Source organism: Enterococcus sp. DIV2384, assembly GCF_050534975.1.
GTDB classification, from domain to species: domain Bacteria; phylum Bacillota; class Bacilli; order Lactobacillales; family Enterococcaceae; genus Enterococcus; species Enterococcus faecalis.
The window spans coordinates 1,211,600-1,227,411 of the sequence record NZ_CP172905.1; the positions used below are offsets into that span (position 1 = coordinate 1,211,600).

At 37.8% G+C, this 15,812-nt stretch carries 15 protein-coding genes; 8 read left to right on the top strand and 7 right to left on the bottom strand.

What is annotated here, in order from left to right; all coding sequences use genetic code 11:
- Window positions 1–5: 5 nt before the first annotated feature.
- Window positions 6–608, top strand: a complete 603-nt coding sequence (dhaL, locus tag IGK54_RS05970) for a dihydroxyacetone kinase subunit DhaL (RefSeq protein ID WP_002360441.1) — start codon at window positions 6–8, stop codon at window positions 606–608.
- A 123-nt stretch (window positions 609–731) separates the two neighbouring features.
- Window positions 732–1,514 (top strand): hypothetical protein, encoded by a 783-nt coding sequence (locus IGK54_RS05975; protein ID WP_025191830.1) that lies wholly within the window; start codon window positions 732–734, stop codon window positions 1,512–1,514.
- A gap of 72 nt (window positions 1,515–1,586) precedes the next feature.
- Here the strand turns inward: IGK54_RS05975 and IGK54_RS05980 are convergent, their stop codons facing one another.
- Entirely contained in the window at window positions 1,587–2,738 is a 1,152-nt protein-coding gene (locus IGK54_RS05980) for a hydroxymethylglutaryl-CoA synthase (protein WP_430603320.1), read from the bottom strand.
- Window positions 2,739–2,923: 185 nt separating this feature from the next.
- On the opposite strand from IGK54_RS05980, the gene IGK54_RS05985 reads away from it, so the two are divergent.
- On the top strand, window positions 2,924–5,335 hold the full coding sequence (locus tag IGK54_RS05985) for a hydroxymethylglutaryl-CoA reductase, degradative (protein WP_002382276.1): 2,412 nt from the start codon (window positions 2,924–2,926) through the stop codon (window positions 5,333–5,335).
- Window positions 5,336–5,354: 19 nt separating this feature from the next.
- Here IGK54_RS05985 and IGK54_RS05990 read toward each other — a convergent pair whose 3' ends face one another.
- From IGK54_RS05990 to IGK54_RS06010, 5 genes are all read right to left on the bottom strand, one after another.
- A complete protein-coding gene (locus IGK54_RS05990; RefSeq protein ID WP_002357754.1) occupies window positions 5,355–6,407 on the bottom strand; it encodes an AI-2E family transporter in 1,053 nt (350 codons plus the stop codon).
- Window positions 6,408–6,423: 16 nt separating this feature from the next.
- Window positions 6,424–7,629 carry a YdcF family protein gene (locus IGK54_RS05995; protein ID WP_002382277.1) on the bottom strand — a complete coding sequence of 402 codons (1,206 nt, stop codon included), beginning with the start codon at window positions 7,627–7,629 and terminating at the stop codon, window positions 6,424–6,426.
- Window positions 7,630–7,785: 156 nt separating this feature from the next.
- Window positions 7,786–7,986, bottom strand: a complete 201-nt coding sequence (locus IGK54_RS06000) for a cold-shock protein (RefSeq protein WP_002357750.1) — start codon at window positions 7,984–7,986, stop codon at window positions 7,786–7,788.
- A gap of 297 nt (window positions 7,987–8,283) precedes the next feature.
- Window positions 8,284–9,405 (bottom strand): hypothetical protein, encoded by a 1,122-nt coding sequence (locus IGK54_RS06005; protein WP_142956652.1) that lies wholly within the window; start codon window positions 9,403–9,405, stop codon window positions 8,284–8,286.
- Window positions 9,406–9,741: 336 nt separating this feature from the next.
- Window positions 9,742–10,092: a helix-turn-helix domain-containing protein gene (locus IGK54_RS06010; protein ID WP_101731728.1), complete on the bottom strand. Its 351-nt coding sequence runs from the start codon at window positions 10,090–10,092 to the stop codon at window positions 9,742–9,744.
- A 191-nt stretch (window positions 10,093–10,283) separates the two neighbouring features.
- Between IGK54_RS06010 and IGK54_RS06015 the strand changes: the two genes are divergently transcribed.
- The 5 genes from IGK54_RS06015 (at window position 10,284) to IGK54_RS06035 (ending at window position 15,344) form a co-directional block, all read left to right on the top strand.
- Entirely contained in the window at window positions 10,284–11,717 is a 1,434-nt protein-coding gene (locus tag IGK54_RS06015; RefSeq protein ID WP_002369482.1) for an MFS transporter, read from the top strand.
- Window positions 11,718–11,921: 204 nt separating this feature from the next.
- Window positions 11,922–12,596 (top strand): metal-dependent hydrolase, encoded by a 675-nt coding sequence (locus tag IGK54_RS06020; RefSeq protein ID WP_002410711.1) that lies wholly within the window; start codon window positions 11,922–11,924, stop codon window positions 12,594–12,596.
- Window positions 12,597–12,605: 9 nt separating this feature from the next.
- Window positions 12,606–13,925: a DRTGG domain-containing protein gene (locus IGK54_RS06025; protein WP_002357743.1), complete on the top strand. Its 1,320-nt coding sequence runs from the start codon at window positions 12,606–12,608 to the stop codon at window positions 13,923–13,925.
- Between the two features lie 13 nt (window positions 13,926–13,938).
- Entirely contained in the window at window positions 13,939–14,892 is a 954-nt protein-coding gene (locus tag IGK54_RS06030) for a DHH family phosphoesterase (protein WP_263696094.1), read from the top strand.
- Window positions 14,893–15,005: 113 nt separating this feature from the next.
- Entirely contained in the window at window positions 15,006–15,344 is a 339-nt protein-coding gene (locus tag IGK54_RS06035; RefSeq protein WP_002357741.1) for a zinc ribbon domain-containing protein YjdM, read from the top strand.
- A gap of 60 nt (window positions 15,345–15,404) precedes the next feature.
- Here IGK54_RS06035 and IGK54_RS06040 read toward each other — a convergent pair whose 3' ends face one another.
- Window positions 15,405–15,803, bottom strand: coding sequence for a hypothetical protein (locus IGK54_RS06040; RefSeq protein ID WP_002382283.1), 399 nt, complete (start codon window positions 15,801–15,803; stop codon window positions 15,405–15,407).
- Between the last annotated feature and the right edge of the window lie 9 nt (window positions 15,804–15,812).

A 15,812-nucleotide genomic window follows, 5' to 3' on the forward strand; every position in this document is an offset into this window, starting at 1 on the left:
AAAAGATGGAATTAACAGTAAAAGACATTCAAACATGGTTAGACAATTATTCAAAAGTTATTGAAGAAAAAAAAGACTATTTAAGTGAATTAGACACGCCGATTGGTGATGGGGATCACGGTAACAACATGGCTCGTGGTATGGCTGAATACAAAATTGCGTTTGACAAAAAAGTACCAACAACAATCACGGAGACATTTAAAGTCCTATCCATGGCTTTGATTTCAAAAGTTGGCGGAGCTTCTGGTCCTTTATATGGTACTGCGTTTATGAATATGACTAAAGCGACAAAAGATTTGGAAACCATCAGTTCGCCAGAGCAATTAAAAGAAATTGTTCAGCAAGGTCTAGCTGGGATTCAGATGCGCGGCAAAGCTGAACCAGGAGATAAAACGATGGTTGATGTCTGGGCACCTGTTGCTGAAGTGATTGGAACGGAACAATTTAATGAAGAAAAAATTGAACAATTTGCTGAAGCAACAAAAGATTGGGTGGCGAAAAAAGGACGTGCCTCTTATTTAGGGGAACGAGCAATTGGTCATATTGATCCAGGAGCAGCATCTAGTGCATTATTATTTGAAGAACTAGTCAAAGTAATCAATCAATAACAGTGAGAAAAAAGTTTAGCAAGTGCCTCTCTTGAAGCGCTTGCTAAACTTTTTTATAAATAATGGTTTCTTTTGTTCATCTATGGGATAATTTAAGTAACAAAAAATAACAAAGATAGACAAATGGGGGATTTAAAGATGAAAAAGCATGTGATTGTGGGATGTTTATTAATCGTTAGCTCAATGTTTGTAAGTGCTTGTGGAAATTCATCAGACGTGACCACAGAAAAAAACAGTGTCACAAAACAAGTCGAAGCTACGGGCCAAAGCACATCCTCTTCCGTAGACCAAACCAAGTATGATGCCATTATTACAGAAGCTAAAAAGTTAACGGCAGAGGGGCAATATAAAGAATCAGAAGAAAAATTAGCTACGATCCCTGTTAGCGATTTAGGGAAACCTCATTATTCGATCGTTAAAGAAACGGTTGAGAAACTAAATAATCAAAATAATGAAGGCTTAAAAAGACAAGAAGAAGTCGCGGTTGAAAAGCAAACGAAGTCGAGTCCGGCTCCAACGGAATCACTTAAACCAATTCCAGATGAATTTGCTAAATGGGCAACCACGTATCTTTTTTATTATCCACGAGGAGATCAAAAGCAAGCGGGTTTAATCATTGAAGCGAATGGAGCGGTCACGCAGACGAATACGAATGGCGAAATTTACACAGGAAAAGCCGAAATAAGTGGAGCTTCGGGCACTATTTTAAGTTATGATACGACTAGTTATCGCCCGACGACCCAACCAGCTACAAAATCGATTACTCCAAATGTTAAAATCACTGTTACTTGGAACAATGGCGGCGGTGTTGATGTTTATTATGGCTACGTTTCTTATTCACAACGTTTAGCTTTGACAGATGGTATCGCCGTGACAGACGGGGTCAAAGAAGTTTGGCTTTCATAAAAAGAGCTAGACATTCAAGTTTTTGCTTGAATGTCTAGCTCTTTTGTTGATTGAATCGGGGGATTTAAATACTTAGTTTCGATAAGAACGAACGGTATTATTAATAGCAAAAATACTATATTTTAATTCATCTTCTAACGTTTGATCAATGTCTGTGTCTAAAGTTTCTGCAAACATGGCTTCATATTCAGCGATAGAAAGTTCTGTCCGATTATCCAGCAGTGCTAAATGAGTTTCTTTTTGTAAATGATTTTGATAACCAGCTACTAATTCACCAGTGAAAAATTCAGCGACAGCACCAGAACCATAACTGAATAACCCAATTTGATTGCCTGCGGTTAAAGTCGTTGCATTTTCTAAAAGGGAAATGAGTCCCAGATAAAGTGAACCCGTATACAAGTTTCCTACGCGACGACTATAGATGATGCTTTCTTCATAACGGGCTAAAATTCGTTCCTGTTCTGCTTCAGTTTGGTCGGAGATTTTTGCTAATAAGGCTTTTTTGCCCATTTTTGTGTAAGGAATATGGAACGCTAAAGCATCATAATCTGCAAAATCAAGACCGGTTCGTTTTTTATGTTCATCCCAGACTTGGGCAAAAGATTGGATGTAGGTTTCGTTTGACAAAGGACCATCGACCATAGGATACGGGTGGCCTGTTGGACGCCAAAAGTCATAGATATCTTGCGTCAGCATCACATTATCCTCTTTTAAAGCCAAAATGCGCGGTTCACTAGCAACTAACATTGCAACCGCCCCAGCTCCTTGTGTAGGCTCACCGCCAGAATTTAAGCCATATTTTGCAATATCTGCCGCTACGACCAAGACTTTTTTATCTGGATGTAAGGCTACGTGATTCTTAGCTAACTGTAAGCCTGCTGTTGCTCCGTAACAAGCTTCCTTGATTTCGAAAGAGCGAGCGAAAGGTTGAATCCCCATTAAACGATGTAAGACAACTGCGGCCGCTTTTGACTCATCGATACTGGACTCAGTCCCGACAATCACCATATCAATGGCCTCTTTATCTTCTTTGGTCAAGATCGCTTCTGCGGCATTGGCTGCAAATGTCACAATATCTTGGCTGATTGGGTTCACCGCCATTTGGTCTTGCCCAATACCAATATGAAATTTTCCAGGGTCTACATTTCTGGCTTCAGCCAGTGCCGTCATATCAATATAATAAGGGGGCACAAAAAAACTAATTTTATCAATCCCAATTGTCATTTCTTTAACTCCTTTACGATAAATAGATTCATTATATAAAATAGCACGAAATGAACCAAAATGGGGAATTTTTGTATTAACTTCATAGATTATTAAAAAATATCTTATAAGTCTGTTAACATTCAGTAATTGGCACTTGTGATTCTGGGATTTTATGATATATTTCAAGATGGAGGTGCATTTAGTTGAAAACAGTAGTTATTATTGATGCATTACGAACACCAATTGGAAAATATAAAGGCAGCTTAAGTCAAGTAAGTGCCGTAGACTTAGGAACACATGTTACAACACAACTTTTAAAAAGACATTCCACTATTTCTGAAGAAATTGATCAAGTAATCTTTGGAAATGTTTTACAAGCTGGAAATGGCCAAAATCCCGCACGACAAATAGCAATAAACAGCGGTTTGTCTCATGAAATTCCCGCAATGACGGTTAATGAGGTCTGCGGATCAGGAATGAAGGCCGTTATTTTGGCGAAACAATTGATTCAATTAGGAGAAGCGGAAGTTTTAATTGCTGGCGGGATTGAGAATATGTCCCAAGCACCTAAATTACAACGTTTTAATTACGAAACAGAAAGCTACGATGCGCCTTTTTCTAGTATGATGTATGATGGATTAACGGATGCCTTTAGTGGTCAGGCAATGGGCTTAACTGCTGAAAATGTGGCCGAAAAGTATCATGTAACTAGAGAAGAGCAAGATCAATTTTCTGTACATTCACAATTAAAAGCAGCTCAAGCACAAGCAGAAGGGATATTCGCTGACGAAATAGCCCCATTAGAAGTATCAGGAACGCTTGTGGAGAAAGATGAAGGGATTCGCCCTAATTCGAGCGTTGAGAAGCTAGGAACGCTTAAAACAGTTTTTAAAGAAGACGGTACTGTAACAGCAGGGAATGCATCAACCATTAATGATGGGGCTTCTGCTTTGATTATTGCTTCACAAGAATATGCCGAAGCACACGGTCTTCCTTATTTAGCTATTATTCGAGACAGTGTGGAAGTCGGTATTGATCCAGCCTATATGGGAATTTCGCCGATTAAAGCCATTCAAAAACTGTTAGCGCGCAATCAACTTACTACGGAAGAAATTGATCTGTATGAAATCAACGAAGCATTTGCAGCAACTTCAATCGTGGTCCAAAGAGAACTGGCTTTACCAGAGGAAAAGGTCAACATTTATGGTGGCGGTATTTCATTAGGTCATGCGATTGGTGCCACAGGTGCTCGTTTATTAACGAGTTTAAGTTATCAATTAAATCAAAAAGAAAAGAAATATGGAGTGGCTTCTTTATGTATCGGCGGTGGCTTAGGACTCGCTATGCTACTAGAGAGACCTCAGCAAAAAAAAAACAGCCGATTTTATCAAATGAGTCCTGAGGAACGCCTGGCTTCTCTTCTTAATGAAGGCCAGATTTCTGCTGATACAAAAAAAGAATTTGAAAATACGGCTTTATCTTCGCAGATTGCCAATCATATGATTGAAAATCAAATCAGTGAAACAGAAGTGCCGATGGGCGTTGGCTTACATTTAACAGTGGACGAAACTGATTATTTGGTACCAATGGCGACAGAAGAGCCCTCAGTTATTGCGGCTTTGAGTAATGGTGCAAAAATAGCACAAGGATTTAAAACAGTGAATCAACAACGCTTAATGCGTGGACAAATCGTTTTTTACGATGTTGCAGATCCCGAGTCATTGATTGATAAACTACAAGTAAGAGAAGCGGAAGTTTTTCAACAAGCAGAGTTAAGTTATCCATCTATCGTTAAACGGGGCGGCGGCTTAAGAGATTTGCAATATCGTACTTTTGATGAATCATTTGTATCTGTCGACTTTTTAGTAGATGTTAAGGATGCAATGGGGGCAAATATCGTTAACGCTATGTTGGAAGGTGTGGCCGAGTTGTTCCGTGAATGGTTTGCGGAGCAAAAGATTTTATTCAGTATTTTAAGTAATTATGCCACGGAGTCGGTTGTTACGATGAAAACGGCTATTCCAGTTTCACGTTTAAGTAAGGGGAGCAATGGCCGGGAAATTGCTGAAAAAATTGTTTTAGCTTCACGCTATGCTTCATTAGATCCTTATCGGGCAGTCACGCATAACAAAGGAATCATGAATGGCATTGAAGCTGTAGTTTTAGCTACAGGAAATGATACACGCGCTGTTAGCGCTTCTTGTCATGCTTTTGCGGTGAAGGAAGGTCGCTACCAAGGCTTGACTAGTTGGACGCTGGATGGCGAACAACTAATTGGTGAAATTTCAGTTCCGCTTGCTTTAGCCACGGTTGGCGGTGCCACAAAAGTCTTACCTAAATCTCAAGCAGCTGCTGATTTGTTAGCAGTGACGGATGCAAAAGAACTAAGTCGAGTAGTAGCGGCTGTTGGTTTGGCACAAAATTTAGCGGCGTTACGGGCCTTAGTCTCTGAAGGAATTCAAAAAGGACACATGGCTCTACAAGCACGTTCTTTAGCGATGACGGTCGGAGCTACTGGTAAAGAAGTTGAGGCAGTCGCTCAACAATTAAAACGTCAAAAAACGATGAACCAAGACCGAGCCATGGCTATTTTAAATGATTTAAGAAAACAATAAAAAAACAGTTCAGCAGAAATTATTCTGCTGAACTATTTTTTTTCACATTAGGTAGCCGTTTCAGGCCACGAATTGGTTTTACTTTTAAGACATCTAAGAAGAAAGTGAAAACAGGGATTCCTACAATAAGTCCCCATACACCAAAAAGACGCTCACTAACTAATAAAATGACAAACGTATAAAAGATTGGTAACTCTGTTTTACTAGACATGAATTTAGGATTTAGCACGTAAGATTCAAATAAATGGACGATTGTAATTAAAGCTAAGATATAAATCACATCGTTCAAGCCACCTTGGGAATAAGCGATGAAACTTAGCGGAATGCAGGAAATAATCACACCAGCAACTGGGACTAAGCTCAAAATGAAGATCATAATGGCTAAACTAGGTAGCTGAGTAAAGCCGATTATCGCCAAGGCCAAGGTAGTAATGACTGTATTCACCACAGCAATGAAAAACTGAGCTTCCATTACGACACCAAATGTGTTGACGAACTTGTTGGCAAAATAATAGATATCCTGAAAAAACCAATCAAAATCACTTTTTAAAAATAACTTAGAAAAATCAGCCATTTGCTTCTTCTCAATCATAAAGAAGAAACTTAAAATAAAGGACATGACAAATGATAAGCCGACAGCGCCAATATCTTGAATGTAGCGTAAAATCATTGAAGCACCATTCTGGAGTTGAGAGAGTAAGTTAGATTTTTCCAAGTATTGATCAATAAATTGCAATACTTGATTTGTATCTGTATGTGGACTTTGATAAAAATCAACTACAGAATTAATCATTTGAGTCGTTTGGTTAACTAGAACGGGAACATATTTAGTAATCGCTAAATAGATTAGAAAAACAACCAATGCATAGGTTAAGAGAACGATGACAATCGTCGGGATTTTCATATAGCGTTGAACAAAATGGACCAAACGAACAGCTAAATAGGTAAAGATAAATGTTAAAAGAATTGTTGTAATCATACTTCTGGATAAATAAAGCACAAAAATAATCAAAGCAAGGACGCAAAAACGTCGCAAACGTTCATTTTGAATAAATTTTTGATACAAACTCATAGGGGAAACTCCTTCTTTACTGAATAATCAATCCTGTTAAGAATAACATAACCATACCGATGGCAGCTAGGCCGCAAACAATAATATGGCGGCGTTTGTACATCACTACAATGGCGATGAACTCTCGAATAAACGCGTTAGGTAAAAAATAAAAAGCGGTTTTTGCACCAATGCCATCAGCTTTTAAGCCAGCCATTCGAGCGAAAAGACCCGCTCGGAAAAGGTGATAATTGTTTGTAGTAAAAATGGCTTGGAAATTAGCATTTCCAAAATCCTCAATCATTGTTTCTTTGGAAAAACGCATATTTTCTAGTGTGTTTTTTGAATGAGCTTCTACTAAAATATCATCATCAGGAATACCTTGTGTCAAAGCATACATTTTCATCGCGACACTTTCAGGAAGTAATTCATCGGGACCTTGGCCACCAGACATGACGATTTTTGGCGGATTTAACGTTGCGCGATTTTGAGCCTTGTAAAATTGAATGGCTTTGTTGATGCGGGCTTGCAATAACGGCGGGACAATCTCACCATTGATTAACCCCGAACCTAACACAACAATATAATCCTGTGTATATTTTGGCTGATTAAATTGATACAACGTAGAAACAGTTAAAAAATTATAAAAAACAAACGCGAAATAAGTCAAAATAAATGGCGCAATAGTTAAGGGTAAGGAGAGCCAAGTTGGTAACAACGATTGAAAAAAGAAATTATAAATTAATAGTAATGTTAAGCCAATTGCTAGCAACAATGTCAACAAGTTCCCTAGAGACCGACCTTCTTTTCTCATAACAACGACCGCATTCCAATAGAGGAAAATAATTAAGGCATAGAGTCCTAAAGCCAAAGCGATAAAAATTGCCAGCAGGGCAATAATTGCTAAGGTGATTAGAAAGTAGTTGTTTGTACGAATCGCAGTAATCCCTAAATAAGTCGCTAGAACCACAAGAAAAATATTAAATAATGTTCCATTCAGTAAACGCCTTTTTTCTTTGAAGTAGAAGAGCGCAAACAAGCCAAAAAAAGCAATGGGAATTAAAAAGAAGGCTGTGCCACGAATGATTTCTAAATATAAAACATATGAGAAGAACATAAAGACAGTCCAGCCAAACATCCACGGCAACCAATCGTGTTCTTTTTTCTTTTTCCGCCACGAGGGAATGAAAAAGAGACCCAATAAATAAACACCTAAAAAGGTTAAATCACCATAAAATTGCATAAATAAACTCCTTTAAAACATTTTTCCTCTTCAGTATAACGAAAACTCTTCAAAAAAAATAGAGGAAGCACTTAGTTTCAGAAAGTTTTCTTGTTCTTTTTTTTTATAAAAAAAACCTGACGATTAACGTCAGGTTTTTGAGTCAGTATTGTTTAATTAAGCTTTAGTAACGTTAGTTGCTTGAGGGCCACGTTGACCTTCTTCGATTTCGAAAGTTACTGCTTGACCTTCTTCTAAAGTTTTGAAGCCGTCACCTTGGATAGCTGAGAAATGTACGAATACATCGTTTCCGTTTTCTGCAGTGATGAAGCCAAAGCCTTTGTCTGAGTTAAACCATTTTACTGTACCTGTTTCCATAATAAATATCCTCCTAGATGTGTGTTATAACACATTCATATTTTGCAATTACTTGAAAGGTGAAAAATGTGGAAGATGTTTATTTGAAACAGCTACCCATATTACCGAACAAAAACTACATCTATTACTATAGCATACTAACTGGTTTTTGTATAGCGATAACCTTATTTTCTTTTTTATCGGATGTTTTTTAAAAACTAGAAAGTGAAGATAAGGCTGTTATAGTGCTGTTTCAATAAGTCTCAGAAAAAAAGCCCATTGTAAGGCGCTTTCTTACAATGGGCTTTTTGCCTGTTTTTAATAACGGAGGATAGCCGCTAAAGATTTTTCATCTGGTGCAGCTTTTTGGTCTAAAACAAAAACTTGACCGCCATTTTGAATAATTTGGTAAGCAATGGTGTTTAAAAGTTTGCGGCGATCGTACTCTTCAGATGACATTTCATTGTTTTCAGTAACAAAGAGTGACGTTGCAATAAAAAGATGGGAAATTTTACCGTCAGCTGCGGCTGGCGAAATATCTGTAAATTGATCTAAGAATTTACGATCTAGTAATTTGTTATAAGAAGCTGTTTCTTTTTCTGTTAACTCTGCAGCTATTTTTTCACTAGCGCTGCGGATATCTTGAATGGTTGCTTGTGCAGGTGAAGCAGCAACTGAAATTGAGCAATCATAATAAGGATTTTTAGCAATCTTTTTAAAGAGTGTTTGGTTTTCTGGTAAAGCATAAAGATAAAGCGGTAATTTTTCAGGATTATCCAGTTGATCTTTTAAGAAAGTATCGACTGCTTGATAGTAGTTCACCCAATCAATTTCAACTTCTTTATCTTTAGTATTGATGCTATGATAAGCGACACCTTCTTTAGAACCGTTAGAACTACCTTGAGTTGAAAAGTTTAAATTACCACCCGTTAATTCATCACCTAAAGCTGTGACCACGTCTGTTGGCGCGTCTTTAGGCAATTCAACAGGAGTCACAGTCGTATGATCGACTTTGTAAAGTTTCATTGAATCGCGATTTAGAGCAAGTAGGTAATAATGGTAGTTAAATTGTTTGTCTTTGACTAGTCCAAGTAAATAAGGGATCGTGTCCACGTAATATTGATCGTCAACGGGCACATCTAATCGTTGAACAAAGGTGTTTTCTGGAGATAAGATGATTGAAACACTTGCTGTGCCGTTGCGCCAGAAGGAAGCATCAGCTAGAAGTGCGTCAATTTTTTCTTGGAAAACAGCCCATTTTTCCTCAGGAAATTTTTTTTCAAAGCGTGTTTTTGCCGCTTTTGCAAAATTTTTCAAAACAAGCGAATCTTTTTCTACGTTTTGATGAGCGACATGGGTGTTAAACAAGAAAGTAACAAACGGTCCATGAACTTCTTCAGAAAATAATGTTGATAAGCTATCTTTTTTTTGATTTGCCATAATAAAATCCCCCTTCTAAAAGTAAGTGTAGCACAGGAAATCGAATGTTTAAAACAATATGTTCAATAAAAGAAAACGCTTTAAAGAATCTAAATAAAGGACTGTTAATGGTGTTCTAATAAAAGTTTTATAAAAAATATAGCTGAAACTCATGATAAAAAAGGCACAAACTACTATACTTACGTTATGCCAATTATCCCGAATTGGTTTTTTCATACTTACTCCTACCAAGAGTAAATAACAACCTTCATTTCCACCACAGACGACGGTCGTGGTGGTTTTTTTTGTTTAGGTTCTAGTTTTTGCTATTAATTGACTAGGAGTAGTGAACGCTCTTTAAGAATTTGTCATTTCAAATTTACGGAACCGCAAGAAACGATTTGCTTCTTCCTCTAACTGAGTAATTTCTTCTTCTGTTAACTCTTCCGTAGTAATCTGAATATGTAACTCTTTTTGTGTGCTTGTCATAGATGCCTGATGATTGATCTCTGTTTGTTGGGTGCGGCCCATTAAATAGTCCAAGGAAACAGAAAAATAGTCTGCTATTTTTAAAAGATTCTCTACTTTAGGCGAAGAGGTATCCCAACGACGAATTTGTCCATTGGAAATGCCGACGTTTCTTTCTAATTGGGCGAGGGTTAATTGCTTTGACTGAGCTAATTGTTTAATGCGAGAAATTAAGGTCATTTCAAGTCCTCCTTGCGTTTTCCGTTTGCTAATTTTAAATTAGCGTAAAAGCGAATGGTTGTCAATTGCGAGCGTGTAATAAGAAGGTGAACATCTCATGAGTGATTTTTTAGAAAATTTCCGATGAAAAAAAGAAGAAATAGAGTTATTATTAGTAAGTAAACTGTTTTGGAGCGAGAGGGGATGAATCAATGGAGAAAATTAAAAGTTACCAAGAGGATTCTGAAGTGCAGAAAAATCGTTGGTGGATCTTAGTTTCTGTGGCTATGTTTACCTTCATGTCTACATTAGATTCCAGCATTGTAAATATTGCTTTACCGACTATTTCAAAAGAAATGTCCGTACCCATGAATCAAGCGGAATGGGTCGTATCTATTTATTTAATGGTTGTCTGTGCTTGTTTATTATTATTTGGAAAAATTGGCGACAGTTTTGGAAAAATAAAAGTTTATCGAATTGGCACGGTTATTTTTACGATTGGTTCGTTACTTTGTGGCTTTAATCAATCGCTGAGCTTTCTATTATTTGCGCGAGTCGTTCAAAGTATTGGTGCTAGCATGACCATGGCGACCAATTCAGGAATTATTACGGAAGTATTCCCTTTAAATGAAAGAGGGCGGGCGCTTGGTGCAGTAGGTGCCTTTGTCTCTTTGGGCGCGATTGCTGGTCCTGGGATTGGTGGATTGATCTTATCAAACTTTTCTTGGTCGTATATTTTTTGGATTAATGTTCCCGTGGGGCTAGTTACAATTTTAATTGGCGAAAAGTTCCTACCAAAAGATATTACAAAAACAAAAGAAAAAATCGATTTTCCAGGATTTGCTTGTATTGCCATTGCGATTATGACGTTCTTCGGCGGGATTTTCCTCGGACAAGAGAGCGGGTTTGGCTCGTTACAATCCTATTTATTGTTCATTATTGCAGTAATCGCATTAGGATTATTTATCATGGTTGAACGAAAAAGAAAAAGCCCACTTATTAAGTTCGCAATTTTTAAAAATAAAATTTTTACTTTAAGTTTATTGTCCGCCGTTTTAATTTTTGCCTCAAACTTTTTTGTAAATGTTGTCATTCCATTTTATTTGCAGGATGCACGCAAACTAAGTGCTAGTTATGCTGGTCTATTAATGATGGTATTTCCGTTATTAATGGTGGTTGGGGCTCCTCTGAGTGGCTATTTGACGGATAAAATTGGCCCAGGTATTTTAACATTTGGCGGATTGTTGCTCTTGTGCTGTACGTCGTTAATGTATATGTTTTTAGATATGAATTCGCCCATCTGGTATTATGTCATTGCAACAGCCATTATGGGCTTGGGAAATGCACTTTTCCAGTCTCCAAACAATACAATGGTTATGAGCAGTGTTGAAAAGCAAGATTTAGGTGTAGCAGGAAGTATGAATTCTTTTGCTAGAAACTTAGGAATGGTTATTGGGATTGCGTTGTCAACGACCATTTTATATCGTGGCATGAGCGAAGCCTATGGTGAACGAGTAACCACGTATCTGGCTAATCGCCCAGATATATTTATTGTGGGAATGCGTGAAACCTTTTTTGTCGCCTTTCTATTATGTGTGGCGGCCTTTATATTAACGATTTTACGTTTTCGGAAAACAACCAAATAAGTAAAAAGAAACAGACGAGAAAGATCCATGATTTTTCTCGTCTGTTTCTTTACTAGCTAAGAAAATAAGCAAATGCGATTGTATATTTCTAATTCTCTGTTACAATAAAGAAAGTAAACTGTACTAAACTGTACTACTTTTAAGAATGGATTTGACGATTAATTATCATAAGATTGTGTAGAAAATACCGTAGGAGGAATACAAATGGAACTGATAGGACATGGACATTCATGTATTGAAATTCGTCTAAACGACGGCACGAACCTTTTATTTGATCCTTTTATTAATGGCAACCCTTTAGCGGACGTTTCACTTGAAGATTTACACCCTGATTACATCTTAATCACCCACGGACACAGCGATCATATTGGCGATATGCTAGCAATTGCTCAAGCCAACAAGGCAACGATTATTGCGATAGCTGAAGTGGCTACGTATGCGCAGTCGCAAGGGGTAAAAGCGCATGGAATGAATCTAGGTGGGCGTTATGTCTTTCCTTTTGGTTCGGTTAAATTTGTGCCAGCTTTGCATAGTTCCGGTTATGAAATAGACGGCGTAATGACCTACATGGGCGAAGCAAGTGGGATTATTTTAGAAGCAGAAGATAAAAAAATTTATCACGCTGGTGATACGGCGTTGTTTTCAGATATGCGCCTTTTTGCAAAAGACCAATCCATTGATGTAGCGTTCTTACCAATTGGCGATAATTACACGATGGGACCAGAGGATGCGCTACAAGCAGTCTCTTACTTAAATCCCAAAATAACCATTCCAATTCATTACAATACCTTTCCTGTTATCCAACAAAATCCAGCAATATTCGTAGAACAAGTAGTTGGCGGGAAAGTATTAAACCCAGGAGAGACGATCCTAGTTTAGGAGGAAATTATGGCGACGAAACATGATCAAATTTTAAAACATATTGAAGAATTACCAATTGGCGATCGAATCTCTGTTCGAAGCATTGCCAAAAGTTTAAGTGTTAGTGAAGGAACAGCGTATCGGGCCATCAAAGATGCAGAAAATATTGGGCTTGTTTCCACCATTCAACGTGTTGGTACGATACGAATTGAGCGGAAGTTAAAAAAACATATTGAAAAATTAACATTTGGTGAAGTGGTCCGGATTATTGAAGGGGATGTGTTAGGCGGTAGCTCTGGTCTAGACAAAGTCCTTAATAAATTTGTAATTGGTGCGATGACAGAAACCGCGATGACGCGATATATTACTCCCGGATCCTTAATGATTGTTGGTAACCGCCAAGGCGTGCAAAAGCTTGCTTTAGAAAATGGGGCAGCCGTTTTAATTACAGGTGGATTTGAAACATCTGAAGAGATTGCGCAGTTAGCAGATCGTCTGGGTATGCCTGTCTTGAGAACCACATATGATACATTTACTGTGGCTACTATGATTAACCGTGCTTTAAGTGATCAGCTGATTAAAAAAGACATTTTACTCGTCAGTGATATTTATACAGCGCTTGAAAAAACCAATTATTTGTTGACAACTCAAACGATTGCAGATTATCAGGCTTTATCTGAAAGTACCCATCATTCTCGTTTCCCAGTAGTAAATAAGAAATTACGTTTAGTGGGGATTGTCACAGCCAAAGATGTCATTGGTAAAAGTGAACATTTAACCGTGGATAAAGTCATGACAAAGGACCCCAATGTTGTGAAAAAGATGATGAGTGTAGCGAGTGTCAGTCATCAAATGATTTGGGATGGTCTAGAAGTCATGCCTGTGGTGGAAGATGATTTAGCGCTTGTTGGAATTGTTTCTCGCCAAGATGTGATGAAAGCTATGCAATTGGTGCAACGACAACCACAAATTGCAGATACAATTTCAGATCAAATTTCCGGGGAAGTGATGCCTGTTGAAGAAAATGGCAAAGAAACAACCCGTTTTCGTTTTTCGGTTGCGCCCCAAATGGTTAACAGTGTTGGTACCATCTCGTTCGGTGTCCTAAGTGAAATTATTTCTAACGTGACACAACGAACAATGTTGATGAATCAAAAAAGAAATGTACTAATTGAACAAGTGAATCTACATTATTTGCGGCTAATCCAGTTGGAAAGTGAATTGGACATTCGTCCACGGATTTTAGAAATTGGTCGTCGCTCTGCAAAATTAGATATTGAAGTTTATTTAGAAAATGTCATTGTGGCAAAAGCAATTGTTGTTTGCCAAGTGATGGAGAGAACGTAGGAGGCTACAAAGAATGGACGTAGTAAAAGAAATTATGGCAGCAATTAAACAATATGAAACAATTATTATTCATAGACATCAAAGGCCCGATCCAGATGCAATTGGCTCACAGGTTGGGTTAGCAGAACTCTTAAGAGCGAGCTTTCCTGAAAAAAATATTTATCAAGTAGGCGGACCAGTGGAAGGCTTAGAGTTTTTAGCTGAAATGGACGTTATTACTGACGATGTCTATCGAGGTGCATTAGTCATTGTAACAGATACTGCAAATGCTCCACGAATTAGTGATGCGCGTTTTTCTTTAGGCGATCAATTAATTAAAATCGATCATCATCCGAATGATGAACCTTATGGAGATTTAGTTTGGGTGAATACAAATGCAAGTAGTTGTAGTGAAATTATTGTTGATTTTTGGCAACAGCATTTAGCAGAATTAACGATGACAGATAATACAGCTCGTTTATTGTATGCTGGGATTGTGGGGGATACAGGACGTTTTCTTTATCCTTCCACTTCGGCGCATACACTCGCTGTCGCTGCACAATTGCGTACGTTTAACTTTAATGCCGCAGACTTAAATCGTGAGTTAGACCAAATGCCTTTAAAGGTTGCTAAATTAGCGGGTTATATTTATCAAAATTTAGAAATCGACGCAAATGGCGCAGCTCGTGTCGTTTTACCACAAAGTATTTTAAACAGTTATGATATTGTCGATTCTGAAACGGCAGCCATTGTTTCAATGCCAGGAAAAATTGAAGATGTTCTCTCATGGGCAATCTTTGTTGAACAGCCGGAAGGTTATTATCGCGTTCGGTTACGTTCCAAAGGACCAATCATTAATACAATTGCCAAAAAACATCATGGCGGCGGCCATCCTTTGGCAAGTGGCGCTAATGCACGTGATGCGGCTGAAATTGAAGTGATTTACCAAGAAATCCAAGCAGCTTGCCAAGAGTGGGCGCAAAAATAAATAAGTAATTAGAAAGTAGTTATCGGACGTTGATAAATCATTAGGACTACTTTTCATTCACTAGAAAATAAGGTAAAATGAAAAAGAATTATTTTTTACAAAGGAGAACGTTAATGACAGAGCAATTACCAAACTGCCCTGAATGTGGGTCGGCATATGCCTATGAAGATCGCGGATTATTTATTTGTCCAGAATGCGGTCATGAATGGTCACCAACAGAAGAAGTTGCAGAAGAAGGCTTAGTAGTCAAGGACTCAAATGGCAATCTTTTAGCGGATGGTGACAGTGTTACTGTAATCAAAGATTTGAAAGTTAAAGGTGCCAGTGGCGCAATTAAACAAGGCACAAAAGTGAAAAACATTCGTTTAGTGGAAGGTGATCATAACATAGATTGTAAGGTAGATGGCTTTGGTCCAATGAAGTTAAAATCAGAGTTTGTTAAGAAAAATTAAATTTCATTTGAATGATGAGACAGTAAGAGTCTAGGACACAACCATCGTCCTAGACTCTTACTAATGTTTATCGGTCTTGTATTTTATCATTGTACGAAGGCCGTGCCAAGCGTTGTAAAGTGTGAGGATTAACCCGATACCTAAAGGAATCCATAACCATTGCGGAGAATAAGCAGCATCTTTTAACGTTTCAGGGTTGATGGTCCATGATTCTTGCAATACTTGGAAACTAAAAACCATGAGAAATGTTGAAATAAGTAACAAAATAAACCGTAAATAATGAATCGTTGTTTGACGGTGAATCAGTGCAAAGAGTAAGTAGAGCACAAGTAAAAATAGCGGCACTCCAAACGCAAAATATGGCTGTAACATGAGAACGTCCTCCTTTTTCTTAATGATACTGCAAAGGAGAGGATTTGCAAAATAAAATTTATTGTTGGTACATTTTTTTAGAAACAAGTATAGTGT

Excerpts from the sequence above, each read along its gene's own strand:
- dhaL (WP_002360441.1), top strand. The coding sequence starts at position 6 with ATGGAATTAACAGTAAAAGACATTCAAACATGGTTAGACAATTATTCA.
- IGK54_RS05975 (WP_025191830.1), top strand. The coding sequence starts at position 732 with ATGGGGGATTTAAAGATGAAAAAGCATGTGATTGTGGGATGTTTATTA.
- IGK54_RS05980 (WP_430603320.1), bottom strand. The coding sequence starts at position 2,738 with ATGACAATTGGGATTGATAAAATTAGTTTTTTTGTGCCCCCTTATTAT.
- IGK54_RS05990 (WP_002357754.1), bottom strand. The coding sequence starts at position 6,407 with ATGAGTTTGTATCAAAAATTTATTCAAAATGAACGTTTGCGACGTTTT.
- IGK54_RS05995 (WP_002382277.1), bottom strand. The coding sequence starts at position 7,629 with ATGCAATTTTATGGTGATTTAACCTTTTTAGGTGTTTATTTATTGGGT.
- IGK54_RS06000 (WP_002357750.1), bottom strand. The coding sequence starts at position 7,986 with ATGGAAACAGGTACAGTAAAATGGTTTAACTCAGACAAAGGCTTTGGC.
- IGK54_RS06005 (WP_142956652.1), bottom strand. The coding sequence starts at position 9,405 with ATGGCAAATCAAAAAAAAGATAGCTTATCAACATTATTTTCTGAAGAA.
- IGK54_RS06010 (WP_101731728.1), bottom strand. The coding sequence starts at position 10,092 with ATGACCTTAATTTCTCGCATTAAACAATTAGCTCAGTCAAAGCAATTA.
- IGK54_RS06015 (WP_002369482.1), top strand. The coding sequence starts at position 10,284 with ATGGAGAAAATTAAAAGTTACCAAGAGGATTCTGAAGTGCAGAAAAAT.
- IGK54_RS06020 (WP_002410711.1), top strand. The coding sequence starts at position 11,922 with ATGGAACTGATAGGACATGGACATTCATGTATTGAAATTCGTCTAAAC.
- IGK54_RS06025 (WP_002357743.1), top strand. The coding sequence starts at position 12,606 with ATGGCGACGAAACATGATCAAATTTTAAAACATATTGAAGAATTACCA.
- IGK54_RS06030 (WP_263696094.1), top strand. The coding sequence starts at position 13,939 with ATGGACGTAGTAAAAGAAATTATGGCAGCAATTAAACAATATGAAACA.
- IGK54_RS06035 (WP_002357741.1), top strand. The coding sequence starts at position 15,006 with ATGACAGAGCAATTACCAAACTGCCCTGAATGTGGGTCGGCATATGCC.